The sequence below is a fragment of the Leptolyngbya sp. NK1-12 genome, from assembly GCF_032598965.1.
GTDB lineage: Bacteria > Cyanobacteriota > Cyanobacteriia > Elainellales > Elainellaceae > Elainella.
In genome coordinates this window covers 90,186-115,284 of the sequence record NZ_CP053588.1, presented here as the reverse complement: position 1 = coordinate 115,284, position 25,099 = coordinate 90,186, and the positions used below count along the sequence as shown (strand labels likewise).

At 49.0% G+C, this 25,099-nt stretch carries 24 protein-coding genes; 10 read left to right on the top strand and 14 right to left on the bottom strand.

What is annotated here, in order from left to right; genetic code table 11:
* Window positions 1-56: 56 nt before the first annotated feature.
* The 6 genes from rppB to HJG54_RS34965 form a co-directional block, all read right to left on the bottom strand.
* Window positions 57-1,394: a two-component system sensor histidine kinase RppB gene (rppB, locus tag HJG54_RS34990; protein ID WP_316437152.1), complete on the bottom strand. Its 1,338-nt coding sequence runs from the start codon at window positions 1,392-1,394 to the stop codon at window positions 57-59.
* Window positions 1,384-2,082: a two-component system response regulator RppA gene (gene rppA, locus HJG54_RS34985; RefSeq protein WP_106175263.1), complete on the bottom strand. Its 699-nt coding sequence runs from the start codon at window positions 2,080-2,082 to the stop codon at window positions 1,384-1,386. Before rppA ends, rppB begins: the two co-directional genes overlap by 11 nt.
* Before the next feature lie 225 nt (window positions 2,083-2,307).
* Entirely contained in the window at window positions 2,308-2,445 is a 138-nt protein-coding gene (locus HJG54_RS34980; RefSeq protein WP_316437151.1) for a hypothetical protein, read from the bottom strand.
* Between the two features lie 302 nt (window positions 2,446-2,747).
* Window positions 2,748-3,236 (bottom strand): hypothetical protein, encoded by a 489-nt coding sequence (locus tag HJG54_RS34975; protein ID WP_316437150.1) that lies wholly within the window; start codon window positions 3,234-3,236, stop codon window positions 2,748-2,750.
* A 34-nt stretch (window positions 3,237-3,270) separates the two neighbouring features.
* Complete coding sequence (locus HJG54_RS34970; RefSeq protein WP_316437149.1) at window positions 3,271-6,408, bottom strand: efflux RND transporter permease subunit; 3,138 nt, start codon at window positions 6,406-6,408, stop codon at window positions 3,271-3,273.
* 114 nt (window positions 6,409-6,522) lie between these two features.
* Window positions 6,523-8,184, bottom strand: a complete 1,662-nt coding sequence (locus HJG54_RS34965) for an efflux RND transporter periplasmic adaptor subunit (protein WP_316437148.1) — start codon at window positions 8,182-8,184, stop codon at window positions 6,523-6,525.
* Between the two features lie 354 nt (window positions 8,185-8,538).
* Between HJG54_RS34965 and HJG54_RS34960 the strand changes: the two genes are divergently transcribed.
* Window positions 8,539-10,665 carry a heavy metal translocating P-type ATPase gene (locus HJG54_RS34960; protein ID WP_316437147.1) on the top strand — a complete coding sequence of 709 codons (2,127 nt, stop codon included), beginning with the start codon at window positions 8,539-8,541 and terminating at the stop codon, window positions 10,663-10,665.
* 10 nt (window positions 10,666-10,675) lie between these two features.
* Here the strand turns inward: HJG54_RS34960 and HJG54_RS34955 are convergent, their stop codons facing one another.
* The 6 genes from HJG54_RS34955 to HJG54_RS34930 all read right to left on the bottom strand — a co-directional run bounded on the left by HJG54_RS34955 (window position 10,676) and on the right by HJG54_RS34930 (window position 19,273).
* Entirely contained in the window at window positions 10,676-12,157 is a 1,482-nt protein-coding gene (locus tag HJG54_RS34955) for a multicopper oxidase family protein (protein WP_316437146.1), read from the bottom strand.
* Window positions 12,158-12,403: 246 nt separating this feature from the next.
* Window positions 12,404-15,568 carry an efflux RND transporter permease subunit gene (locus tag HJG54_RS34950; RefSeq protein ID WP_316437145.1) on the bottom strand — a complete coding sequence of 1,055 codons (3,165 nt, stop codon included), beginning with the start codon at window positions 15,566-15,568 and terminating at the stop codon, window positions 12,404-12,406.
* Window positions 15,569-15,633: 65 nt separating this feature from the next.
* Entirely contained in the window at window positions 15,634-17,712 is a 2,079-nt protein-coding gene (locus HJG54_RS34945) for an efflux RND transporter periplasmic adaptor subunit (RefSeq protein WP_316437144.1), read from the bottom strand.
* 12 nt (window positions 17,713-17,724) lie between these two features.
* Window positions 17,725-18,207: a heavy metal-responsive transcriptional regulator gene (locus HJG54_RS34940; protein ID WP_316437143.1), complete on the bottom strand. Its 483-nt coding sequence runs from the start codon at window positions 18,205-18,207 to the stop codon at window positions 17,725-17,727.
* Window positions 18,208-18,326: 119 nt separating this feature from the next.
* Window positions 18,327-18,830: a FixH family protein gene (locus tag HJG54_RS34935; RefSeq protein ID WP_316437142.1), complete on the bottom strand. Its 504-nt coding sequence runs from the start codon at window positions 18,828-18,830 to the stop codon at window positions 18,327-18,329.
* A gap of 215 nt (window positions 18,831-19,045) precedes the next feature.
* Window positions 19,046-19,273 carry a hypothetical protein gene (locus HJG54_RS34930; RefSeq protein WP_316437141.1) on the bottom strand — a complete coding sequence of 76 codons (228 nt, stop codon included), beginning with the start codon at window positions 19,271-19,273 and terminating at the stop codon, window positions 19,046-19,048.
* A 368-nt stretch (window positions 19,274-19,641) separates the two neighbouring features.
* On the opposite strand from HJG54_RS34930, the gene HJG54_RS34925 reads away from it, so the two are divergent.
* From HJG54_RS34925 to HJG54_RS34910, 4 genes are all read left to right on the top strand, one after another.
* Window positions 19,642-19,917 carry a thioredoxin family protein gene (locus tag HJG54_RS34925; protein WP_316437139.1) on the top strand — a complete coding sequence of 92 codons (276 nt, stop codon included), beginning with the start codon at window positions 19,642-19,644 and terminating at the stop codon, window positions 19,915-19,917.
* Between the two features lie 66 nt (window positions 19,918-19,983).
* Window positions 19,984-20,463: a heavy metal-responsive transcriptional regulator gene (locus tag HJG54_RS34920; protein ID WP_316437138.1), complete on the top strand. Its 480-nt coding sequence runs from the start codon at window positions 19,984-19,986 to the stop codon at window positions 20,461-20,463.
* Entirely contained in the window at window positions 20,453-20,671 is a 219-nt protein-coding gene (gene merF / locus HJG54_RS34915) for a mercury resistance system transport protein MerF (protein ID WP_316437137.1), read from the top strand. Before HJG54_RS34920 ends, merF begins: the two co-directional genes overlap by 11 nt.
* 20 nt (window positions 20,672-20,691) lie before the next feature.
* Window positions 20,692-21,159 (top strand): putative iron-sulfur cluster-binding metallochaperone, encoded by a 468-nt coding sequence (locus HJG54_RS34910; protein ID WP_316437136.1) that lies wholly within the window; start codon window positions 20,692-20,694, stop codon window positions 21,157-21,159.
* Here HJG54_RS34910 and HJG54_RS34905 read toward each other — a convergent pair.
* Window positions 21,148-21,606 (bottom strand): heavy metal-responsive transcriptional regulator, encoded by a 459-nt coding sequence (locus HJG54_RS34905; protein WP_316437135.1) that lies wholly within the window; start codon window positions 21,604-21,606, stop codon window positions 21,148-21,150. The genes HJG54_RS34910 and HJG54_RS34905 overlap by 12 nt on opposite strands.
* Window positions 21,607-21,704: 98 nt before the next feature.
* Entirely contained in the window at window positions 21,705-22,178 is a 474-nt protein-coding gene (locus tag HJG54_RS34900) for a hypothetical protein (protein ID WP_316437134.1), read from the bottom strand.
* Between the two features lie 206 nt (window positions 22,179-22,384).
* On the opposite strand from HJG54_RS34900, the gene HJG54_RS34895 reads away from it, so the two are divergent.
* The 5 genes from HJG54_RS34895 to HJG54_RS34875 all read left to right on the top strand — a co-directional run bounded on the left by HJG54_RS34895 (window position 22,385) and on the right by HJG54_RS34875 (window position 25,070).
* A complete protein-coding gene (locus HJG54_RS34895; protein WP_316437133.1) occupies window positions 22,385-22,654 on the top strand; it encodes a hypothetical protein in 270 nt (89 codons plus the stop codon).
* Between the two features lie 79 nt (window positions 22,655-22,733).
* The gene (locus tag HJG54_RS34890; protein WP_316437132.1) at window positions 22,734-23,081 is read left to right on the top strand and encodes a DUF2933 domain-containing protein; all 348 of its coding nucleotides are present in this window, start codon (window positions 22,734-22,736) and stop codon (window positions 23,079-23,081) included.
* A gap of 55 nt (window positions 23,082-23,136) precedes the next feature.
* Window positions 23,137-23,478: a hypothetical protein gene (locus HJG54_RS34885; protein WP_316437131.1), complete on the top strand. Its 342-nt coding sequence runs from the start codon at window positions 23,137-23,139 to the stop codon at window positions 23,476-23,478.
* A gap of 51 nt (window positions 23,479-23,529) precedes the next feature.
* Window positions 23,530-24,537, top strand: coding sequence for a WD40/YVTN/BNR-like repeat-containing protein (locus HJG54_RS34880; protein ID WP_316437130.1), 1,008 nt, complete (start codon window positions 23,530-23,532; stop codon window positions 24,535-24,537).
* A complete protein-coding gene (locus HJG54_RS34875) occupies window positions 24,534-25,070 on the top strand; it encodes a DUF411 domain-containing protein (protein WP_316437129.1) in 537 nt (178 codons plus the stop codon). Before HJG54_RS34880 ends, HJG54_RS34875 begins: the two co-directional genes overlap by 4 nt.
* Window positions 25,071-25,099 lie beyond the last annotated feature (29 nt).

The following is a 25,099-nucleotide window of genomic DNA, read 5'->3' as shown; positions in this document are numbered from 1 at the left end:
AACTTCTTTCCATTAGAGTAATTAAATTTGGTTGCTCAATTCTAAAATTCTTAGGACTACTTATCCTTTCTTAAAGGAAGCTGAACAGTAAAAGTACTGCCTTTCCCTAATTCACTTTTTACTTGAATGGTCCCTTGGTGTGCCTTCGCGATCGCCTGGGCAATGGCTAACCCCAATCCTGCTCCTCCGGTATGGCGGGAGCGATCGCTGTTGACGCGATAAAACCGATCAAAAATACGTGCTTGCTCTTTAGATGGAATACCAATTCCTGTGTCTTGAACCTGAATCAGCGCATGGTGATCGTCCCGCTTGAGATGAACGATGACTTGACCGCTAGCAGGAGTGTATTGAATGGCATTTGTGATGAGATTAGCGACCAAGCGATAGAGTTGCTCCTCGCTACCGAATACTGTGATGGGTGTGTTTGTCTGAATGTCTGCGGTGAGTGAGATGTTTGAAGCAATTGCGAGTGCCGAAAACTCTTCTACTAAGTCATTCACTAAATCATTGAGATTACAGGACTCTTGTTTAGCAGGAAGTCCCTGCAAGTCCACGCGAGAGAGAACCAGCAAATCATGGACAAGTCGGGATAGGCGACCGTTTTGGCGCTCTACAGTCCGAAGGGTATCCCAGGCATCGGCATCTGTTGCATCGGGTGTAAGGGTCGATTCTAAGTTGGCTCGAATGGTTGCTAATGGGGTTCGGAGTTCATGTGCTGCATCAGCAGTAAATTGCTGCATCTGGCGGTAAGACCTGTATACGGGCAGCATCGCTTGGCCAGCCAGCCACCAACTGGCGATCGCAACGAGCAGCATGGCAGTGGGCAAGCCAATCAGCAGAATTAGCCTGACCCAAACCATGTGTCCATCAATGTCAGAGAGCGATCGCCCGACCTGCATATATCCCCAAGCATCCTGGTTAGCTGTCTTCAGCAGCAGAGATAACTGCTTATAACGAGTTCTGTCAGGAGCTTCTAAGGTTTGCCAGGGTTCGGTTTCAACGCGCACAGGTAAGTCTGTTGGAATTTCACCTGCACTGGCTAACAACTGCCCCGATAGAGTAACAAAGCGAATGTAATACCCATATTCTTGAAAGACCCCTAAATAGTGAGTTGCTGTAGATTTGTAAGCACACGTTGTTCTAGCAATACAGAGCGATGGAATAAACTCTTGCACAATGGGTTCTAGCTTGCCCGGTTGTTGCAATGAGGCTTCTAGCCCGTCATGCAGTGTGCCAGCGACCGACTCAATTCGATGGTTTAACTCAGAGACATGGCTATAAGCCATCGCTTCATAGAAACCGACGGCACAAAGGGTGAGAATAAATCCCATCGTTCCGGCATACAGCCCTGCTAAGCGCAGTCGAGTTGTATGAAAAACTCGATTATGTTTCATGAGTATTGAGTTTGTAGCCCATGCCGTAGACGGTTTCAATCAACTGATCGTAGCCATACTCGGTTAGCTTTCGCCGCAACAAGCGCATTTGAGCCGCGACCACATTACTATTAAAATCTGCTTCTGCCCGCCAAATCCGACCAATAATTTGGTCACGCGACAGAATTTGGTTGGGATGTTGCATAAAGTATTCCAATAGCTGAAATTCTTTGGCAGTGAGCGGAATATTTTGCAGTTCTCCTGTGTGGGTAGAAATCGAAACGGCTGATGTGGCGTAGTCTAGCAGTAAATTGCCAACCTGAAGTTGGGGTGGTTGAATCTGAAGCGATCGCCGTTGAAGTGCCCGCAATCGAGCTAGCAACTCTGCCATACCAAAGGGTTTAATCAAATAATCATCGGCTCCGGCATCCAGCCCCATGACGCGATCTTCCATGCGATCGCGTGCTGTTAACATCAAGACTGGAAGCGGGTTCTGCTTTGCTCGAAGTCGTTGGCACAACTCAATTCCAGATAACCCTGGAAGTAGCCAATCAAAGATAGCAACGGTGTATTGATTCCAACCGTTTTCTAGAAATTGCCATGCTTCTGCTCCATCTTTGACCCAATCCACAACGTATTTTTCGCGTTTGAGCGATCGCTCTAGAGCTGCACCTAGATCATATTCATCTTCAACAAGCAGAATCCTCATTTACAAGAGTTTCTTTGAAGATTTAACTACCTTAGAATAAGTATAGCAATAAAGCACATATACTGCTCAATTGAATTCAATTATTGCTGTCCTATACCTAGAAATTTAAATCTCAAAAATGCTCAAAAATCTTTAAATATATTTATTGATAAGTGCTCTACCCAAAGTTTATAAAAAATTGAGTAGAGCATCAAACTATTAAGTTGGCTACTTGGCTATAAACTGTTAGTTATTAAGAACCTGTTCACGATGATGCCTACGATGTTCTTCTTGAGAAGAATGTTTTCCAGGATCAGCGTTAGCAGGCAAAATTACAACAGCAAGAGTAGCAGCAATAAGACATGCAGAAATTACTGTTTTCATGAATGTACTCCTTTCGATTTACCCCTTTAAGTATGGCGGAAGAAAGTAAAACGAAGATGAAATTTGTGATTGAATTTACACTTTTTGTCGAAATCAATAACTAGCAAAGTGCTAAATATAATATTAAACTCATCCATCAAAAAAACTGTTTCTTTCCAATAAAGTAGGAGTTACTATTAATTATAAAAAATTTACCCAAATTAAAGAGGCGGAAAGCATTCTCCGCTTTAAAGTCAGAAATGCCTCCCGCTTCATTTAATAATTGAAGAATCTGTCAGTCAGAATTTTTAACAGTAACTTATCTACTTAGTAAAGCTAAAGCGCCCATTAACTTTTTCGCCACTAATATCGGTTAAGATAGCAACCTGATACTCGCCCGATGCTGTTTCAGGTAGCAGTGCTGTGTAGTGCTTGCCCTCAGCATCATATTCAAAATCGATCTCTTTCTGAGAGCCATCTGGCAACTGAACTTGACCTGTGACGGTTGCCCCTTCAATTGCTTCATGGGTATCTCCAGATTGTAGGAAAAGATCTAAGTGAGTTCCACTAGCTTCTGATGCGGTGACTAGCTCCAAGTGATATGGTCCAGCTTCAACTACCTGTCCTCCTTGAGCCGGTGCAGAATGATCGGTTACTTCAGGAGATGTAGTGGGATCGGCGACAGGTGAACTTGCCACAGGTGAAGTTGTTGCAGGGCTTTCTGAAGTAGCTTGCTCTCCACCGCTAGCACAGGCTCCCAGCAGCAGCCCTAAACTAACAGTGACAGTGGCAAAGGATTGACTGAATTTCATGGGTTTAACCTTTCTTTAGGAAATGGAATTGAACTTATGCAATCGGAACTTCGTCAGGAATAGAATCCTGAAAGACATCGGTTGAAACAGATGTTGCCGCTTCTTTTGGAATTAGATATCGTCCAAACAACGAGTAGAGGGCAGGTAACACCAGCAACGTCAACGCTGTAGAGGTAAATAAACCACCTAGAACTACGATCGCCAATGGTTGCAGAATTTCCTTCCCGGCTCCCGTGCCGATGACCAAAGGAACCATTCCCAAGGCTGAAGTGAGTGCTGTCATCAGAATGGCTACTAGTCGCTCCATTGAACCTTCGACAATTACCTCTTGAAGTGGTATTCCCTGCGCCAATTTATTGTTGTAATTGTCAACCAGCAACAAGCCGTTGCGAGTGGCAACCCCAAACAGGGTAATGAAGCCGACGAGTGAGGCAACGGAAACGATCCCTCCTCCTAATGCAATTGAAAAGATGCCGCCGACTAGGGCAAGAGGGAGGTTAATCATAATCATCAGCATTCCGGCAACGGATTTCACGGCAAAGTACATCAGGATCGAAATCACGACAATCGCCAACCCACCAAATATCAGCAAATTTTGGCTTGCCCGTTGCTCTGACTCAAACTGACCTCCGTACTGAATGAAGTATCCAGAGGGAAGCGGTATAGTTTCTTTTACCTTGGACTGGATTTCATTCACAACAGACCCTAAATCTCGTCCAGCCACGTTTGCAGATACCACAATGAGACGAGAGACATTTTCACGGTTAATCGTATTCGGTCCTGTTCCGTAATCAATCTGGGCAACTTGAGCCAGGGGAATTTTTTGACCTGTGGGTGTATCAATCAGCAAGTTGCGAATGGTATCTAGATTGTTTCGAGATTCGTCTTCCAACCAGACCAGCAGGTCAAATAGCTGTTGTTGCTCCAATACTTGCGAGACAACGCGACCATTGAGTGCTGTTTCAACTATCTCAGAAATTTGACCCACCGTTAGACCATATCGAGCGGCGGCTGAGCGATCGAACTGAATCTGCACCTGCCGAATTGGGACTTGGGGTTCCAGTTGCAGATCGACCAAGCCCTCTACATCTCGAATTGCCGCTTCGACTTCGCTACCAATGGAGCGGAGTTCGTCCAGATCAGGACCAAAGATCTTGATAGCGATCGCACTCCTGACTCCTGATAACACCTCATCCATTCGGTGGGTGATAAAACCACCGACACTCGGTGCAATTCCTGGAATGCGGGCAAATTCTTCACGGATTTTTTCCAGCGATGCTTCCCGGTCTTTCAACCCTTCCTGACTCAGTTCCACATCTAAATGCCCCAGGTTCACCCCACCTGCATCAGCATCTCCGGGGGCACGTCCGGCTCGTAACTGCACAGTAGCAAAGCGCGGATCATCCTTGAGCGCATTTTGCACCGCTATCCCAGATTGATTGGTTGCTTCCAAAGAAACACCGGGATAGAGCAACATCGCATTTACCAGGGAAGGCTCTTGAAATTCCGGCAAGAACACTCGTCCCAGACTGGAGAACACAATCAGGGATGCAATTAATGAAGCCCCTGCAATCATCAGCACAACCTTGGCGCGACGCATCGCAAACGTGAGGGCAGGGCGATAGAGCCGCTGAGAAAAGGCACTTACCCAGGTTTCATCACTAGGGAGAGGACGGTTTGCTAGCAGGATGGCACACAAAGCAGGTGAAAGGGTCATCGCCACAAAGGTTGAGGCAAAAATTGACACCAAATAAGCAACCCCCATTGGGGCAAAAATCCGTCCTTCCACACCTGTGAGGCTGAAAATCGGAGCAAAGACCACCGCAATGATCACCGTCGAGAAAATGACGCTCACCCGTACTTCGACAGAGGTATCGTAGACCACCTTAAACGGGTGTTCTGGAGTGCCTGCTAATTGGTTCTTTCGCAGTCCCCGATAGGCATTTTCCATATCCACAATCGAGTCGTCTACTACTGACCCGATCGCCACCGCTAAGCCACCCAACGTCATCGTATTAATACCCTGTCCAAAGGCGTTCAAAATCAGCATCCCTACCAGAATGGATAGGGGAATGGCACTGAGGGTAATAACGGCGGTTCGCCAGTTCATTAAAAATAACAGCAGGATGATGGATACGATGATGATGCCGTCACGCAATGAACCGAGAACATTTTCAATTGATGCTTGAATGAAGTTTTCCTGACGAAACGTTTCGGTTACGGTCACATCTTCGGGCAGTCCGGCTTTCACCTCTTCCATTGCTCGTGCGATCGCCCGTGTCACCGTCGGCGTATCATTCATCGGCTGCTTGTTCACCACCACAATAATGGCGGGTTGACCATTAAAGCTACCATCTCCCCGTTTCAATGCAGCTCCCACATTTACCTGTGCCACATCGCGCAGCAATACAGGTTGTCCATCACGAGCGGTGACAACCGATGCTCCCAATTGATCAATTGATTCCAGCCGTCCCACCCCTCGAATAATCATTTCCTGATCGGGAGTCGTCAGGAACCCTCCAGCAGCATTGACGTTAGCGGCTTCCGCAGCTTCTGTCACCTCTTGCAACGAGACATTAAAAGCAGTCAGCTTTGCTGGATCAACTAAGACTTGATACTGCCGTACATCCCCACCGTAAGCAATCACCTGAGACACCCCTGGAACTGCCAGCAATCGGTTTGTTACATCTCGATCCACCAATCGTCGCACGTCCATTAGTGGAGTTGTTTCGGCGGTAAAGGCATACATTAAGACCGTGCCAATCGGAGATGAAACCGGAGAAATCTGCGGGGTTCCGACTCCCTCTGGTAACTTCTCCTGTACTTGCTGCAATCGTTCTGTGACTAGCTGCCTAGCGCGATAAACATCAGTTCCCCAATTGAAAATGACCCTAACCACTGAGATGCTCACCGCAGAAGACGATCGCACCGTCTCTACACCAGGAGTACCATTCACCGCACTTTCGATGGGTAGCGTAATCAATGACTCTACTTCTTCAGGAGCCAATCCTGGAGCTTCAGTTTGGATCTCGACTTGCGGTGGCGCAAAGTCAGGAAACACATCCAGCGGCATCTTTGTGAGATTGTAGGTGCCTAAAACGGTGACGATTACCGCTCCAATCACCACTAACCATCGTTGGACGATCGACCATTTTAGAATCGCGTTAAGCATACCAAGTTTATCTCTAATCGCTTTGGCACTATTAGTTCCCCTGTCAATTCAAAGCCATCCTTTGTGTCAAATAGGCTGTTGAATTGGGCACTGCTACCAAATTTGGGACAGCGTTTACACCTCAGAATCTGGTTGATGAGCATCTGCCGAGAGGAGAGCAGCCTCGTGATTCGCTTTGCTCACACTGTGATGTCCATTGTGCTGATCGTCGAGGTGTTCTAATGAATTGAGGGTTGCAGCCAGTTGTTTGCGGCTGCGGCGATTTGACCAGAAAGCACCTGCTGCAAACGTACCGATCGCCAGTGCCCCACTCCCTGGCAGCAAAATCCACCAGGGCAATGTTCTACCAGCGCCGCTTGCTTCTGTCACTTCTGTTGCTTCTGCTTCCTCTGGTTCAGCAGAGCCACCTCGCAAGGATTGGGCATAAAGTTGATTGGCGCGTTGGGTGACGACGCGATCGCCTTCAAACAATCCACTCTCTATCTCCACTAAATTCCCCGCTTGACGACCCAGCACTACTTCAATGGGTTGAAATGTATTACCGTTTTGGACAAAAACAAGTGGCTGACCATTTGCCTCAACGATCGCTGATTGAGGAATCGCAACAACGGGTTCAGGAGTGCGATCGGTTAGCACTTCTAATTCGGCAAACATTCCCGGTTTGAGTATGCCATCCCCGTTGTCTAACTCTGCCTTTACAGGCACCACTCGGTTCTCTCCTTCTACGACCGATCCAATTGTTGTGATGCGTCCTTCAAAAATTTGATTCGGCAAGCTCGACACTGTAACCCGCACTCGCTGACCTTGAGAAACCTGATTCAAATCTTTCTCGTAAATGTTGGCAGTGGCTAGCACAGTGCGATCGTCTACAATCGACATCAACGTTGCGCCTGCATCTTGTGCCGATTGTCCTAATGTGACAGTACGATCGGCGATCGTCCCTGAAATCGGTGCTCTAATCGTAATCGTGCCGTCTGGATTGGCTTCTGCACCAAGTTGTTGTAATCGAGTTTGATATGTTCCTGCACTCAGTTGAGCACGAGATTGAGCCACCTGAAGGGCAGCTTGAGCGCGTTCTACCTCAGTTCGGGCTTCCAACACTGCTAATCGACTTTCAGCCTCCGTCACTGCTTGTCGTGCTGATGCTAAATGTGCTTCTGACTCCAAAAATTCCCGTCTGGGGATGGCTCCTTGCTCTGCGAGTTCTTTATCCCGATCGTACTGCTCTTGAGCAACGCGCAGTTCCGTTTTTGCCTGGTCAACGGCAGTTTGAGCAATTTGCTGTTGTCTTTCATAGCTTTGTTGAGCCAACCGCAAGTTGGCTTCAGCCTGTTGCACATCCCCTTGTCGCTCTGCGGAATTTTCTAGCGCTGTAACGCGCAGTTCTGCCAGTTCCCCACTGGTAATCACAGCTAGAGCTTGTCCTGCTTCAACCCCGTCTCCTGGTTCCACAAGCAACTTGACCACCGTTCCACCTACAGGGTTTGTCACCTCTACTCTGCGACTGGGGGAGGCTTCAATCTGTCCAGTTGCCTGTACGCCAAATGCTAGAGATTGACGAGTGACAGGTTCTACTTTCAACCCAATCTGCTCTGCTGTTGTGCTGTCTACTGCGATCGCTCCTGCTGGTTGAGATGACTGGTTCTGATTGAATTCATCACCATGCCCAGTATGAGCGAGTACTCTGACCGAAGTTGTCAGTAGCAGTAGGGTGAGACATGTGCCCACTATGCGACTGCTAGGTAGCAAACCGGCGTGTTTCAGAGTAAGAGCCATTGGCATCTCCTAGAGCAGGGAAAATGATACAGGTGAAGGTTTTAACAAAACTTCAGGAGTAGTATTGCAGGTAAATATAAAACCAGGATGAAATTTCGGCGCAAAATATCCTCTGCTAGTGGTTCGGCTAAGATGCAGCGCCTCTATTCCAGCAAGGGAATATCAGATCAAAATGAAAGCAACAAAGCGATTTAAGAATAACGAATTATAAACAACCCTAGAAATTTCATTCCTGTTTCACTTTTATGTGCGAATTGAGAAGTAGAAGAAACATTGCTATGGCAAAAGGTACTTCCGTCTCAGGTAGTGATATCTGGTTTCGCATTACACTCCTAGCATTTACAGGGGGCTTCCATGCAGCACAACCACGAGCACGGGCATCAAAATTCTAGCTCCCACGTGAGGCATCATGAGCATCATCAGCCTCAGCAGACAGAAGAGTATGTTGGGCATTATGAACACCAGCAACAGCTTGCATCCGCACGAGATCACCATGCGGGGCATGGTAACCACATGGGTCACGATAAGCACGCAGGTCATAACCCAGGAATCTTCAAACGTCGCTTCTTTATCTGTTTGCTGCTGACCCTGCCCATTCTTTACTTTGCATCTCACCTTCAAATGTGGTTTGGCTATCAAGCTGTCGAGTTTCCGGGTGCTGCTTGGGTTAGTCCAATACTGAGCACCATCATCTACTTCTATGGAGGTTGGGTTTTCCTCAAAGGAGCCTGGTACGAGCTACGCAGCCAGATTGGAATGATGACGCTGATTGCGCTAGCGATCACCGTAGCGTTTGTTTACAGCGTGGCGGTTACTTTCGGATTAGAGGGAGAACCCTTCTACTGGGAACTGGCAACGCTGGTCGATGTGATGCTCTTGGGGCATTGGATTGAGATGGCATCGGTGCAAGGAGCCAGTCGTGCTTTAGAGCATTTAGCCGATCTAGTCCCTTCTGTTGCTCATCGCTTGGTGAATGGACGTATTGAAGATGTTTCGGTGAGTGAACTGGGTGAAAATGACGCAATTTTGATTCGTCCTGGTGAGCAAATTCCAATAGATGGTGAGGTAATTGAAGGCGGTTCCAGCGTCAACGAAGCCTTTTTGACAGGAGAATCTCGTCCAGTGACAAAACAGGTTGGGGATGAGGTGGTTGCAGGATCTGTCAGTGGTGAAGGCGCACTAACTGTAAGAGTGACCCGCACTGGAGAACAAACTACATTAAGTCAGATTATGCGCTTGGTAGAAGAGGCGCAAACTTCTCGAAGTCGGTATCAAGCCTTGGCTGATCAGCTTGCCTATTGGCTCACGTTGGCTGCAATTGGAATTGGAGCATTAACATTTGTCGTTTGGTTGGCAGTTGGTCCAGCCCTCACGTTTGCGATTAATCGGGCAGTGACAGTATTGGTCATTACCTGTCCCCATGCACTGGGCTTAGCAATTCCTCTAGTTTTAGTAAATGCCACATCGATGTCCGCCAAACATGGCATTTTAGTTCGTAAACGAGAAGCATTTGAACGGGCGCGGAATATTCGAGCGATCGCCTTTGATAAAACGGGCACGCTCACAGAGGGACGCTTTGGCGTACAGCACACGTTCACCGAAGGAATTGACGAGACAGAGGCTTTGGCGATCGCAGCAGCCCTAGAATCCCTATCAGAGCATCCTCTGGCACAAGCGATTGTACAGGAAGCCAACAAACGACAGTTGGAATTACCAAAAGGGAGCGAGTTTCAAGCGGTTGCGGGCAAAGGTGTTGAGGGAACGGTAAACGGTAAACGCTACCGCGTCGGGCGACCCGAATGGGCAGAAGAATTGGGATTAACTGTCTCAAATCCAATTCGAGAAGGACTGAAGACAGCAGAATCACAAGGAGAAAGTGCGATTGTGTTGCTCAATGACCAGCAGGTTCTTGCTCTGTTTGGACTAGCTGACCAAGTTCGTGAACAAGCCCGTATTGCAGTACAACGACTGCAAAAAATGGATGTGCAGGTGGTGATGATTACCGGAGATGCAGAGGCAGTCGCAAAGACGGTTGCAGAGCAACTGGGAATCGATCGCTATTATGCCCGTGTTCTACCTCAAGATAAGGCGGCGTTAGTACGGCGGTTAAAGTCAGAACAACCCACCGCATTTGTCGGTGATGGCATTAATGATGCCCCTGCTTTGTTTGAATCTGATTTGGGAATTGCGATCGGTGCAGGGACAAATGTGGCGATCGAGTCTGCGGATCTGGTACTGGTGAAAAGTAATCCGCTGGATGCAACCTATGCCTTGAAGTTAGCTAAGGCTACTTACAACAAGATGATCCAGAACTTGTTTTGGGCAACGGGCTACAACATCATTGGTATTCCCCTTGCCGCTGGAGTTGCCTATCCATTAGGAATTCTACTTTCCCCAGCAGTTGGTGCTTTGTTTATGAGTGTCTCTACGGTTGTGGTTGCAATCAACGCGATGTTGCTACGGCGAGTGAAGTTGGAATAGAAGATTTTAGCTATGCCTCAATTTCTAAAAGCCCCATCATGCCTAAATCTTCGTGATCGAGAATGTGACAATGATAGACAGTCTTTCCCACAAAATCTCTAAACGGAATCCGAATCCGCACCGTTTCTGCACCTTTGACTAGCACAGTATCTTTCCAGGCGCGATAAGGTGCGGGTTGACCGTTACGAGACATCACCTGAAATGAATTGACATGCAAGTGAAAGGGGTGATCCATCCGATCGGGATCAACATTAACCAATTCCCAATCTTCTACCGTACCAAGCTTTACGTCTGCATCAATTCGCTGTGGATCAAAGGTTTTGCCATTGAAGAGAAATGACATACCACTGCCCATGCCCATTGCCATTGACAGCTCAATGCGACGGATCTGATTTGATTCTGGCAACACTTCCACGTCAGCCAACGTTTTTGGTAAGGGTAGGGGATCTGTAGAACCTTGATAAGTAAGGGTCGCTAACGGCTGCGATGATTGAGATTGAGTCGTGTGATGCATCATGCCCCCCATTCCACTCCTGCCTGGCATCATCATGCCATCCCCCATCATGCCCATACCACCGCGATTGTAAGGAAGATTGAGCAGTTGATACTCTCCAGGAGCGCGATCGCCTTTCACTAAAACCTCAGCCCGTTCTCCAGGTGCTAGCAAAATTTCAGTTAGTTCAATAGGTTCTGCGATCGCCCCTCCATCAGTGGCAATCAGGTAAAAAGGATGGTCTTCTAACGCCAAGCGATAAAAACGAGATGGGGAGGCATTCAGTAGTCGCAGACGCAATAAGCCACCAGAAGTCATGGAGAGTGTAGGGTTAACCTGTCCATTCACTGTCATCAATGAGCCTTCCCGCCCCATCATCAATGCCATGTGATTCGGAGGATTGATTCGCCCATTGGCATCGAGATCAAAGTCTTTCAAAATGAGAAATTCCTCTTGAGCAGCTTTTACCTCTGGAATTTCATCTAAATCTCCTCGCACAATAAAGAGACCTGCTAATCCGCCAAACACTTGTTCTGCAACGTTCCCGTGATGATGAGGGTGATACCAAAACGTTCCGGCAGGATGATCTTGTGGAATGGTGAATTCGTAGGTCAAACGTTCATTGGGCGGAATGCTCAAAAATACGTTATCTGCATTGCCAGTTGGGGTGATGTGTAGCCCGTGATAGTGAAGATTTGTCGGCTGCGAGAGTTTGTTGGTGAAGTGAATCCGTACTGTGTCTCCTGGCTTTGCCTCCAATCGCGGAGCCGGAAACTGACCATTAAAACTCAAAAGTTGCGCTTGGCGATCGCCCACTATCAGAGAATGGTTGCCTGCTTCCAAATCTAGCTCTAGCAGGCCATCCTTGCTTTTATATAGATCGGGGGAGAGAACTACAGCTTGTAAAGGTTGATTCCGCCCAATCACCCAACGAGAGAGTAAAACGCCACCCGCACTAGCTGCACTAAAAGTCAGAAAATGACGACGACGAAGTTTCATAATAATTTCTAACCTTACTGAAATTACGATCAGCTAGAGATTTTCGTACTCTGTCTACTACTCTAAACACTCCAATTGACTAGACAGTTAATCCCTATAGTTATTAGTGTTTCTATCTCTATAGATAGTGCGGAAAAATAAAATTTCAATGAAATAACTACTGAACACCAAATTGTTAGCAATTTAATTATGGTCAGCCGACGGTCAAACCCGAAATAAAGGTGATATCCTGCCAAATCTCCTGCGCTATCCTCTCGTCCAATGATTATGCCTTTTTATTTTTGTCTCCAGGTGAACAAACCATTGAATCGTATCGTCTACAACGCTGTACATAACGGGAATCACAATCAGGGTCAGCAATGTTGAGATCGTCAGCCCTCCTAAAATCACGGTGGCGATCGGTGAGTAGGCATCCATGCCAATGTCGGGGAAGAAGGCGAGTCGCACAATTACGATCATCGTCGTCAGGGTGGTCATGGTGATGGCTTTTAAGCGGACGGGTCCAGCCATGCGGATGGCGATATCGCGCGGGACTCCTTCGGCCCGCTTTGCCAACACCAGTTCTAGCAACAGAATCGCGGCGGACAGCGATAATCCTGACAGAATCACAATGCCCAGAATCGAGACGGTCGAAAGGGTTTGTTGAGCCAGGATCAGACCGCCAAACACCCCCACCAATTGCAAGGGAATCGCTCCCATCATAATCAGCGGCTGAATAAAGGAGCCAAACTGAATCACCAGAATCAGGTAGATCAAAATTAGCGACACCAGTAAGCCCTTGAGCAAGCGACTGAACTCGATCATCATGTCGGTCATGTCGCCCATCGAATCGAGTCCGTAACCGGGCGGGAAATTCAGATCCGTGCCTGCCCGCATCGCCACTGCCATCGACAAATCCATCGAAGCCGGAGCGCCCTTGCGGTAGTACCCGTTGACATACACGACCCGTTTCCCATTCACATGCTCAATCAACGTCGGGCCATTTCGGCGCTCCAGTGTAGCTACTGTACTCAACGGCACTTGCTGTCCCTGGGGCGTGGTGATGTAGGTAGCGGCTAAATCGTCTGGCGTAGCGCGATCGGCGGCATCATAGCGCACCAGAATTGAGTTTTGGCGCAGGTTGGGACGGTTATAGTAGCGACGAGTAAAGCCGCCACTGAGCGCATAGCGGGCTTGTTCTGCCACCATTTGCACATTCATGCCCAACTCCTCAGCCCGGCGGCGATCGACGGTGAGTTGATATTCGGGCTGGGTTAGGGACGAACTGGTTTGCGCCATGACTAAGCTAGGGGTGGCTTCGGCAATGCGTAACACGTCTGCCGCTAATCGGTGCAAGGTGTCCAACTCTTCGCCATAAACCGCAAGCTGAATCGGTGCCGCAGAGGTAGACATCAAATCAACGCCCATTTCTTTGAGGGCAATGCGGCGCAGTCCGGGAATGGTGCGATGGGCTTCGGCAGCAACGCTGTCCATAATTTCCCAGATATCCCGATCGCGGTTGTCCTTGAGAGTAACCGTCAGGGACGCGGCGTTGACACTATCCATGCTGTAGCCGCTGAAGTAGGTGCTGTTGCGGGTGAACTCAAAGCCAACCTGGGACGAGACTTTCTCAACGTCAGGCTGCGCCAGCAGAATTTGCTCAAAGCGGGCAGTACTTTCGTCGGTTTTGGCAAAGGACGTGCCCGCCTCCATCTCCAGGGATGCCATGAACTGACCGGAATCGCCCAGGGGCATCATTTCCTGCGGCACAAAGGGATAGAGGGCAACGGCTAACACAATCGAGACAGCAGCGATCGCCAGGGTCATTTCCCGATTGTTCAAGCAGCGATCGAGCAGCCAGCCATAGCCCTGCTCTAGGCGCTGAAACCCGACCTGAACCGGCAGCAGCAACCGTTGCAACCCGTTTCGGCGTGGCTGAGACTGGGGCGGCTTCAGCACAAAGGCGGCAATTAACGGAATCAACGTCACTGACACCAACAGCGAGGCAACAAAGGCGAACACCATCGGCCAAACAATGCCCACAAACATCAGCCCAGTCAGCCCTCCCGCCAGAATAGTCGGTATCAATGCCGCAATCATGACGCAACTCGCTGCCGCACTGGCAAGAAACACTTCCCCGGTGCCCTGAATGGCGGCTTGTAACGGACGCAATCCGCCCCGCAGTTTCTGATCGATCGCGTCAATCACAATAATGGAATCATCTACCAGCTTGCCGAGCGCCATCATCATGCCAATCAGCGTGGAGGAGTTGAGCGACATCTGGATGGGGATGAAGGGCAGGGTTGAGAGCGCCAGCGACAGGGGGATAGAGATCATAATGATCGCCGTGGCGCGAAAATCTTCTAGAAACACCAGAATCACCAGCCCCGCCAGCAAGACGCTGATCAGCAACTCTTGAAACGTACTGTTCAGGATAATGTTGACCAGATAGGAGTTGTCATAGGCTTCCTCAAAGGTCAGTCCAGGGTTTGCCGCCTGAATTCGCTTCAATTCTGCCCGCACCTGCCGGATCACCTGGGGCGAACTGGAGTTGGGTTGCTGAATCACATTGACGGCCAGGGCAGCCTCGCCGTTATAACGATAGCTGCTGCGCCGTTCCTCAGCGGTGTCTTTGACGATCGCCACATCCCGCACATAGACCACCTGCCCGTCCTGCTCCAGCACCGGATAGTCCATTACATCGGCAGCACTCAACGCCCGTTTATCCGATCGCACCAGGATTTCGGAGTCGCCCTGGGTCAACACACCTGCCCCCTGGCTGACGTTATTGGCATCGATCGCATCCCGCACTTGCAAAATGGAGAGTCCGTAGGCAGCCAACTTTTGCCGATCGACCACCACTTGAAGCTGCCGTCGATAGCCGCCAAAGATTGACACCGCCTGCACGTCTGGCACCTGGGTCAGCCGATCCACCAAAGTATTGTCGGCAAATTCCCGCAACTGCACGGGGTCCCAGCCTTCTCCTCGCAGCGCCAAAGTCAGCACCGGACGGTTCAGCGGATCGATCGGCAACACCCAATAGGAACGCGAGTTAAAGCCATCGAGTTCAATATCTCCCTCTGCCGCTGTCATCACGCTCTGCACCGACTGCACCGCTTTGCCAATATCGTCGCCCCAAGCAAACTGAATCGTCACCAGCGACATATCCTGCTGCGAGCTAGAGCGAATGAACCGCACCCCATCCAATACCGTCAGGCGCTGCTCGATCGGCTTGGTGATATAGGTTTCCACCTCCGTTGGCGAAGAACCCGGTGCCATCGTCACGATCGACACCAGCGGACTTTCCACATAGGGCATCATCCGCACGGGAAGCAGCACGAGCGTCAGCATCGAGAGCACCACCACCGCGATGTACAGGGCCGCCACCACCACCGGATGCTTGATTGACCAGCGAGTTAGAAACGTTTTCATAGGGGGAATTGGAGTAAACCGGGAGTATGGAGCGAGTTAGCAGGATAGAAGTCAAGTGCTGTAGTTTATTGAGCTTCTAGCGTAAAGGTTGCTTGCCCTTGCTGTTCTTCGTCTTTAACGTTGGCGGTGACTTGCCACGTACCGCGCATCCCAAAATAGGTGTTGACCTGGAATCGACCTGGTTGATCGGCAGGTTTGACCTCCACCTCAGTTTGCATCGGAGCCATATTCGGCATGGGCATTGCAACATTCACGTTTAATTCACGCACAGGGAGCGGTTCACCTGTAGTCGCATCTTGTACCTGCAAAATCAGTTGATTGTCTCCCATTGCTACCGTACCCTCAGGGCTAATTAACTGAATCTGCACACTACCCTGGCTCGCGTCATTGAGACTCGCAACCGGATTGCCAGAGGCATCGATCGCCACAACTTTGGCATTTTCAACCAATCGGCTGCTGCCAGTCGTGATCACCAATTCCCCAGGTTTTAGCCCACGAGTGACTTCAATGCGATCGCCACTCATCAGCCCAGTGGTGACAACTCTGCGCTTCGCCATGCCATCTTCCATGACCCAAACGGTTGATTCTTCCTCTGACAGCGTGATTGCCGATTGCGGCACGGAGAGAGCACCCGGTTTACGAGCGGTGATGATGTTCATCTCTAGAAATTGCCCTGCCGCCAGTCGCTGACCTGGATTATCAACCACCGCTTCGATCATCACCGTTCGGGTTGCTTCCCCCGCCATTGGAAAAATGCTGGTAACTTTGCCTGGAATCGTTTCCGTCCCCGCTCCCGGCAGCCGTGCCACGATCGCAGAACCCACTTTGATTTGCAGGGCATCCTGTTGCGCTACATTCGCTTGCAGACGCACTCGACGATAGTCACCAATTTTAAGAATCGCCATTCCCGGCTGGACGAAGACTCCAGGGTCTACCATCCGTTCCTGGACAATGCCCGTAATCGGCGCAGTAATGGCCGTATAGTTCTCCAGAATCGTGGCGCGATCGCTTCTCACCTGAGTCTGAGCTACCTTAGCTGCCGCCGCGTTCACCTGAGCCTGCATTCGTTCCAGCTTGGTTTGGGCACTGCTCAAGGCGGCTCGTGCAGCCGTTGCTTCACTGTCTTTTCGATCAAATTCGCTACGAGAAATCGCCCCTTGTGTCACCAAAACCTGAGCGCGCACGACCTCTTTCGCCAAAAAATCATACTCGGCTGCCATCCGCTCTACTTCCCGTTGCTGTTCGGTAATTTCTACCTGTGCTACCTGCAACTCTGCCTGAGAAACGCGGGTTTCAGCGATCATCTCCGCCACATCTGCCGACCGTTCCGCTGCATTCAGACGCGCCAAAACCTGACCAGCCGCCACGGCATCACCTGGATAGAGGGTATATTCCGTCAACTGCCCTTCCACTCTGGGATAGACCGCAACTTCCAGGTAAGGACGAACAGACCCCGTATAGCGAACGCTGGTTTCTAGCAAGCTAGGTTCAACCGTTTCGACCGTTACAGGCACGGGATTGAAGGAACCATCCACGCGCATCATGTCTTCCATCGACATGCCTTCCATCCCCTCCATGCCGTCCATGCCTGCCATGAGAGAAGCAGGTTTGAGCAAGCTGGTGGCGGTTGCAATTCCCCCCGTCAACACCACAAAGACTCCTAGCGCCGAGAGGGTTTTAACAGATAAAATCGATCGCCTCACGGGTCGATCGGTAAGAGGCTGATGGGTGAGGGGCTGATTGTCAGTCAACTGGTCAGTCAACTGAGCAGACTCCTGATCTGGCGGATTCACCGGATGGGTCTGAGCAATACTTTGATTTATATCTTGATTTATATCCTTATCTATATCCTGAGCAATATCATTAATATTCTGATCAAAAGTAACTCTTTGTTTAGATCGCAGTGTTTTTGTGACGATCGCTCTTGTAACGATCGCCGTTCCTACAATCAGCACCACCGCACCTAACACTAGGCCAGTAAACGTCATTGGGCTGCCAGAATTTTGCTGCATCGGCATTGCTTCTGGCATCTCTTCCATACTGTGCTGTACCTGTGTAACTGGTTCAGCTGTTAATTCAGCCATTAATTCAGCTGTTAACAGTACAGCAAGGCTAGAGATATGAGGAATCATCTGAGGCGGCATATTCAATTCTCCTCAAGGTTTGGAAATAGGGATGCTTTGGTAAGCGACTTCTTCAATCAGGCTGCAAAGCTCTCGGCTATCTGGATCATCAAGCGGGCGATCGGCCCAGCGAGTGCGATAGGTTTCTAGCTCTCCCTTCAGAGATTGCATGAGACGAATTTGCTCGTTCAAGTGATCAATTTTGCGATCGAGCAATTCCCGCACCACCGAACAAGCCGGACAGCCCTGATATCGCACCTTTAAAATTTGTTGAATCTCTGAGAGGGAGAATTGCAGCGATTGCGCTTTTTTGATGAACTGCAACCGTTGCACCGCTTCGTCGTCATAATAGCGATAGCCGCTATCTGCTCTTGTCGTAGGTGCTAATAATCCCAAGGTTTCGTAATAGCGAATCGTGGCAACCGCAACCTGAGTTTGAGCCGCCAGTTCTCCGATTTTCAACAGTTTATGGTTGCCTAATTCCGTCGTGAGTTGAGCGATCGCAGGTTTGGTCATTTTCTCTTTTAGCGTGTGAATCGCCTTAGTCTAAACTCTCAAGTCGCCTGTAGAGTCAAGAGTAGCGACATGAAGAATTATGTCAACTGTGGGTGTGAGACCATTCTTGCTTCAGGACGTTACTGCTGCACCGGAATATCAAAGACCGCGCGAGCAGGCGGTTGAGCATCGTTGAGTGCCACCGTTAACTGCCAATCTCCACCAAATGGAAAGTTCGTTTCAATGTCATAGGTGCCGGGTGAAGCAGCTGATTTCACCTCGGTTTTTGCCGAACCTGCCCCCATTTCCTTCATCCCCATTGCTTCCATCGCTTGCTCAGACATCGTCATTTCAGCCTCAATGCCTTGAACCGCTAGAGGTTGACCCGTTGGATCAGCCACAACTAGCCTCAAGGTGGTCTTTCCCTGCGGCAGTGGCATGGTCAGTTCGCTCAGGGTCATCCGCGCATTTCCGGTTTGAGTCACAGGTTGAATGTCGCGGCTAGATGCTTCGGTTTTTCCAGTCGTATCTGAAGCAGCCGTTGGGCGACTGCCTGAACCCGTGGATTGCCCAGTGCCGCAAGCTGCCAAGAAGGTAAGCCCAGTCATGCTGAAAACGATGAGAACCAGTTTAGAGAGTTTCATTCGCACTCCTCAATGATGAGTCAGACAAGTTACCGAAAAAACATACTAAACCCTCAAGTTGACTTGAGAGTCAATAGATTGACAGACACTCAATTCAACAAGGTTATGCAAAGCCAAAGATACATTTAGCGATTCTGTAGTTAGGCATCCTATCTATGTCAGAAAGAATGCCCACACTACAGTTATCCAACTAAGTCTTAACTTACAAAGCTGATTTAGTTGTTATCCAATCGCCTCCGATGCGCCTCCTTAAAACGTTCGCTCAAGTGTGTTTCCGTTGATATTTGTTGATTCAGGTTTTCCTTCTGGACGTTGTCAATTCTATCGTTCCCATTTTCAGTCAATAAATCTTCGCGCTCAAATCCCTCAGTCATGGCAAACACAGGATTAGCGATAGCAAAAATAGCTAGCATGGATAGGCTAGAAAACATGATGCGTTTCATTGAAAAACACTCCTGAACTAAATAAAATGATTGAACCAATGTGATGTGTACTTCCTTCAGCCCTCGGTTTGCAGCGTTAGTTTCTTACGTCAGCCAAGTTCGCCGAAGGTTATAGATCTCAAGCGTTTTAGTGACACATCACATCATTTGAACTGCATCATAAAGCCTGAGGTTGGCTTTAGAGTCAAGTCTTTCATCAAGGAATAGAACATCATTGCTATTAGAACTGTCGATTAATGTAATACGTAAAAATGAAATTGCAATGAAAAGCTGACGCTTGGCAGTAGCCGCTTACAGTCCCCCCCCTTGACCTTGAAGTCAGGTATAAGGTTTACGCTAGAACCAGCACTAAAAGGAGACATTTGGAAATGGCTAAACGTCTAGTAGAAGTCTTTACGGCAGGTTGCCCGCTATGCGACGAAACCCTCAAATTGGTGCGATCGCTTGCGTGTGAGAACTGTGACATTCAGGTGTGGGATTTGCGGGAAGGCAATTCAACGTCCGAAAGTCTGGAAAAAGCAACCCAATACGGGATTCATCGAGTTCCGGCAGTGGTGGTGAATGGGAAGCTAGCCGAGTGTTGCCAAAACCAACAGCCGATTTCTCGTGAAGCCTTGGTAGCGGCTGGCATTGGGCAAAAATAGCCCCTTGTCTTAGAGCAGAAACGCAGGAGGGAGAGTCTCTCTCCTGCTAAAAGCTGGAACACAATTATGAATAAAGGATCAAATAATGGGTTATTAATTGGTGAATTGAGCCAGAGAGTGCATCTGCCTGCCCAAACGATTCGATATTATGAGCGGCTGGGACTGCTTAATCCACCCAGACGAACCGCATCGCACTATCGCCTGTATGCCGCAGAGGACGAAGAACGGTTGCACTTTATTCAAAAAGCGAAGCAGTTTGGGCTATCGCTGGATGAAATCAAACAATTGATCGAGATTAGGGGCAGTGGAACGCCCCCCTGTGTCAATCTCAAACACATGGTAAAGCAACACCTCGAAGAATTAGACCAGCGGATTCAAGAGATGCTGGCGTTTCGCCAAGACTTAGCCAGTCGATATGAGCAGATTGAAGCGTCGCTTGCGGATGCATCGGCTGCCCCAACTGAAACCGATTGCAACGGGATCGTTTGTGGATTAATTGAGCGATCGCTCGAAACCAGTGACATTGTAGAAAACCGTGAAACCTAAAACAGCCCTAATTGCTAGCCTGACTGGAACAGCCATCATTGCACTCTGTTGCTTCACTCCAATATTGGTGATTGGGTTAGGAGTGATTGGTTTAAGTACATGGATTGGCTATCTCGATTATGTTTTGCTGCCTGCTCTAGGTGCAATGATTGGGCTGTCGATTCTCTCCTACTGGCGCTATCGCCGCCATTGCCAATGCAAAAATTAGGAAATTAAAAGGATTGTAAGATGCACGATTGTTGTTCAACTCCAGACATTTCCACACTTTCTAACCAATCGGTTTGTCCTCGTGATGGCAGCAAGGGGAAACCTGTTAAACTCATTACGCTCAAAAGCTTGCTTCAGCCTGTCGCATTGGAACAGCTAGACCCACAGCAGCCATATTTTTTCTGTGCTCATACTGATTGTCCAATTGTCTATTTTTCAGAATTGGGACAGGAATTTACGACGGCTGATGTGAAAGTTTCTGTGTTTCAGAAAGATCAAAGGGATGCTGTTCCCGTTTGTTACTGTTTTGGCTGGAGCCGCCAGCGAATTCAAGAGGAAATCGAGAGAGAGGGTAAGAGTCGTGCGATCGCTTCGATTACGGCTCATATCAAAGCTAAACGCTGTGGTTGCGAAGTCAATAACCCTCAAGGGTTTTGCTGTTTAACGAATGTTCGCAGTGTGATTCAAGCGGTTATGTCAACTGGATAGTGCATGTCCGGCGACTTCTTCAATCAGGCTGCAAAGCTCTTGACTAGCAGGATTATCTAAAGGTCTATCTGACCAGCGATCGCGATAGGCTTCTAGCTCGACCTTGAGCGTCTTGATGCGATCGAGTTGGGCGTCCAGTTCAGCAATTTTTCGATTCAATAGATCTCGCACCAGTGGGCAAGCCGGATCACCTTGATGCCGAACGCCCAAAATCTGCTGAATTTCAGACAGGGAAAACTGAAGAGACTGCGCTTTTTTGATAAACTGCACGCGCCTAACCGCATCAGGAGTGTAGTAGCGGTAGCCACTCTCGCTTCGGTGGGTCGGTTCAATTAACTCTAAAGTCTCATAGTAGCGAATGGTTCCTACTGCCACATCGGTCTGCTCTGCTAACTCGCCAATCTTGAGCAGTTTTTCGGGCGATCGGTTTTCACTCAGTCTTCTCATGGTAGTCCCGGTGAATCTGGAGCAAATTGCCCCACTGCACTTCCAGTTTAAACTCTATAGTCAGCTATAGAGTCAAGGTTTTTTGAGCATCACCTGGCTTATCTAACAGGACACAGTTGGCGTTTGACGAACCAAATTGTCAACGGTGGGATTAGGAGCCACATCAATAGTGGCAGTAGCCCAGTGCCCAGAATTGGAACAGTTGGCATGGAATCGGCATAAGTCCAAATACCCAGCCATCTTGTTGCTAAATCTTCAAAAATAACCGTAATTAGAACACCGATCAGTGTGAATATACCGATTTGCCTGCGATCGGGTTGACGAACCCATTGTCGTGACTTTGATACGGCTGCAACCATCCAAAAGGAAGTAAGCATAATGCCAACATCACCTACTGTTGCCAATGTGCAATTTCTGATCATTCCGAAGCAGGAAAGCTCTGGTGGGACTTGATAAAACGGCATTTGCTGAACCTCCCAAAAGAAAGACAGCAGAAATGCAAATATGGCTACATTCCATTCGGGTGAATTCAGCCAGCGAAAGGCGCGAGTGACGGTTCGATAATTTGACATAGGGCACCTCAATAAGTCCTTGTGGCTATCATTCAACAGTAAAGTGAGACTGGAGCGTTCCTCGCTTTGGTGCATTATTTCAAGGCGCTATTGCTCATGTAAGAAAATGTTGCCAATGACTTGACTCTATAGCTGACTAGAGACTCTAGTATGGCAATAGTCATCGAGATGGTGACGAATTGTTGATTAAAAATTGGATGAATCCTATGAAACGGACTCGAATCATCATGAGTGGAATTGTCGCTGGTTTAGCCCTGTTGGGAGTCACTGTACTTCCAGCGATCGCCCATGAGCACAACCAAACAACCTCTACTCTTGCCCAAAGGCAGCCTGCAATGCCTTCTGATGAAGATCAAGCGCAGACGACCCCAACAGAAGAACAAATGCGGCAAATGATGGCTCAGTGCAACTCTATGATGAGCATGATGCACAACATGATGGGTAATGATGAGATGCCTGGGATGATGGAGCAGTAGAATAACCCTTCAGAGCAGGACAGGATGACCTCCCTACCAAGACAATAAAATCATTCCTATCTCAAATAAGAGCAACACGATGAAAACAAAAGTCAATGTCCTTGGCATATGTTTTGACTGGAGAGTGTTAGTGGGGCTGGTAGCCGTCGGCATTGCTATTGCGCTATTGGCACCGCAACTGACGCTGAGTGCATTACCACTGCTGTTGCTAGCAGCCTGTCCGCTTTCGATGCTTTTGATGATGGTAATGATGAATCGAATGGACAAGGATTCAATGTCTGCTTCATCACCTCGATCTGTAAACAGTTTGCCTGCCAGTACACCGCTTAGCCGGGATGAGCAACTGGCTCAATTGCGAGAACATCTCCAGCAGTTGCAGACGCAGCAAGAAGCGATCGCCCGTCAGATCAATACCTTAGAACAATAGGAAACTCTTGTCTTAGCAGGATTCTTTCCATTATTTCCTGAATTCAGAGTGTGCTATGAACAATTTAGATCCCCGAATTCCTGAAGCGATCGCTCCAGAGGTGTTTACCCGTGCTGCTCGCTTATATGCCCAAGCAGCGCAGGGGTATTCGTTAGAGGAATTAATTCAAGCCGGAGCCGCCGCTAATATTCCGCCAGAGTTTATCCGGCAAGCGGTACAGCAGGTTCAAGCTGAGCAGGTTCAAGCTCGAAAACGCTCAGAAATACTTAAGCAAGTTGCGATCGCAGGTGGAATCGTCGTGATGCTACTGGGATGGAGGGTTTCTCCAGGATCAGCATCCTTTGGATGTCATCCCATGATGAGTAGAGTAGACAGCCAAACGACTCAATCCAGATAGCTGAGTCATCCAGATTGCCCCAGATAGCCTTTGACAAAAGAAATCAACGTTATGGAACAGCCCAAATCAAGCCAACAACCATTTAACCTAATCAAAGTAGGAGTACTCACTGCTGCCGGACTGGGTGTGCTTCTCATTGGTGGGTTAGGCGGATGGTTCATCCGAGCAAATCAGTCCCCCACTCCACTCCCAACGGCTGTCACCTCAGAATCAACCATCGCACCTGAAAGCCAAGCCGAAAACACGGAAGCTAGCCCTTTCGGGGGACATGTCCATGCGTTGGCAATCAACCCAGAAACCAACGAGCTTTTCTTGGGAGCACGCCCAATTTACCGCAGCCGAGATGGTGGTCGGACTTGGACGGCGATCGACACTATTCCGAAAAGTCAACCGCGAGCGAATGTCACCTCGATTGCCATTGACCCTAAAAATCCACAAGTTATGTATGCCACCGGACATGGACTAGCAGTGGTTAAAAGCACTGATGGGGGTACGACTTGGGAAACAAAAGCCGAAGGACTCAGCGGCGATTCGATCGAAGCCTTAGCGATCGATACGAACGATTCTAATAAGCTCTATGCCTGGGTCTTGAGTGATGGGCTGTACCGCAGTGCAGATGCGGGCGAATCGTGGCAGCGGGTCAGCGATGGGCCCAAAGATCAAGAAATTAGGAGTCTAGCATCGGTGGGGTATCCTACTGGCATGGGTGGCATTTGGCTCTATGCTGGACTAGACACAGGCGTAACGAAAAGCCCAGATTGCTTCTGTGGTTGGGATAAATTGCCCAATGCAGGCTTGCCAGAGAATCAGCGGGCTTATAGTCTGGCGGCTGATCCGGAAAACTTCAAAACCTTATATGCGGGCATGCAAGCAGGTGTGTTTAAGACGGAGGATGCTGGTGAAACTTGGCAGCTTGTTCAGGAAGGCATTACGGATGCGATCGTCACGATTAACCCGTCCAATCCGCAGCAGGTTTATGCCGTCAGCAGTGATGGCAAGCTGTGGATCAGCCGTGATGCGGGTCAGAGTTGGCAGATAGTAGAAGGAGTCAGTCAATGAACAAAAAATTCTGGATGATATTGGCAGGATCTGGAGCGATGGTAGCGGCGATCGGCTTATCTTGGTCGTTTTTTGCCCATACGCCCTCTACCCAAGTCACGAGCCAAGTTCCCAAAGCTGTGGCTGTCAATGACGCATCAGGGGAACAGGCAGCATTAACCAATGAAATCACCGTTTTTCGCAGTCCCAACTGCGGCTGTTGTGGGTTATGGATTGATCATTTAGAGGCAGCAGGGTTTCAGGTGAAAGATAATGTGACTGAGAACCTGGAGTCTGTAAAACAGCAGTATGACATTCCCGAAAACTTGGCGACTTGCCATACAGCAATTGTGGCAGGCTACGTCATCGAAGGTCATGTTCCAGTAGAAGACATCCAGCGTTTACTGGCTCAAAAGCCTGCTGTGGCGGGTCTTGCCGTGCCTGGGATGCCGATCGGCTCTCCGGGGATGGAGTCGGGTGGGTATGTGGAACCTTACACTGTCTTCTCGTTTACCGAGGATGGCAGCACGGCTACCTTTGCAGAACATTCCTAACCCTCTGAAATCTGAAACCGAGGCGTTCG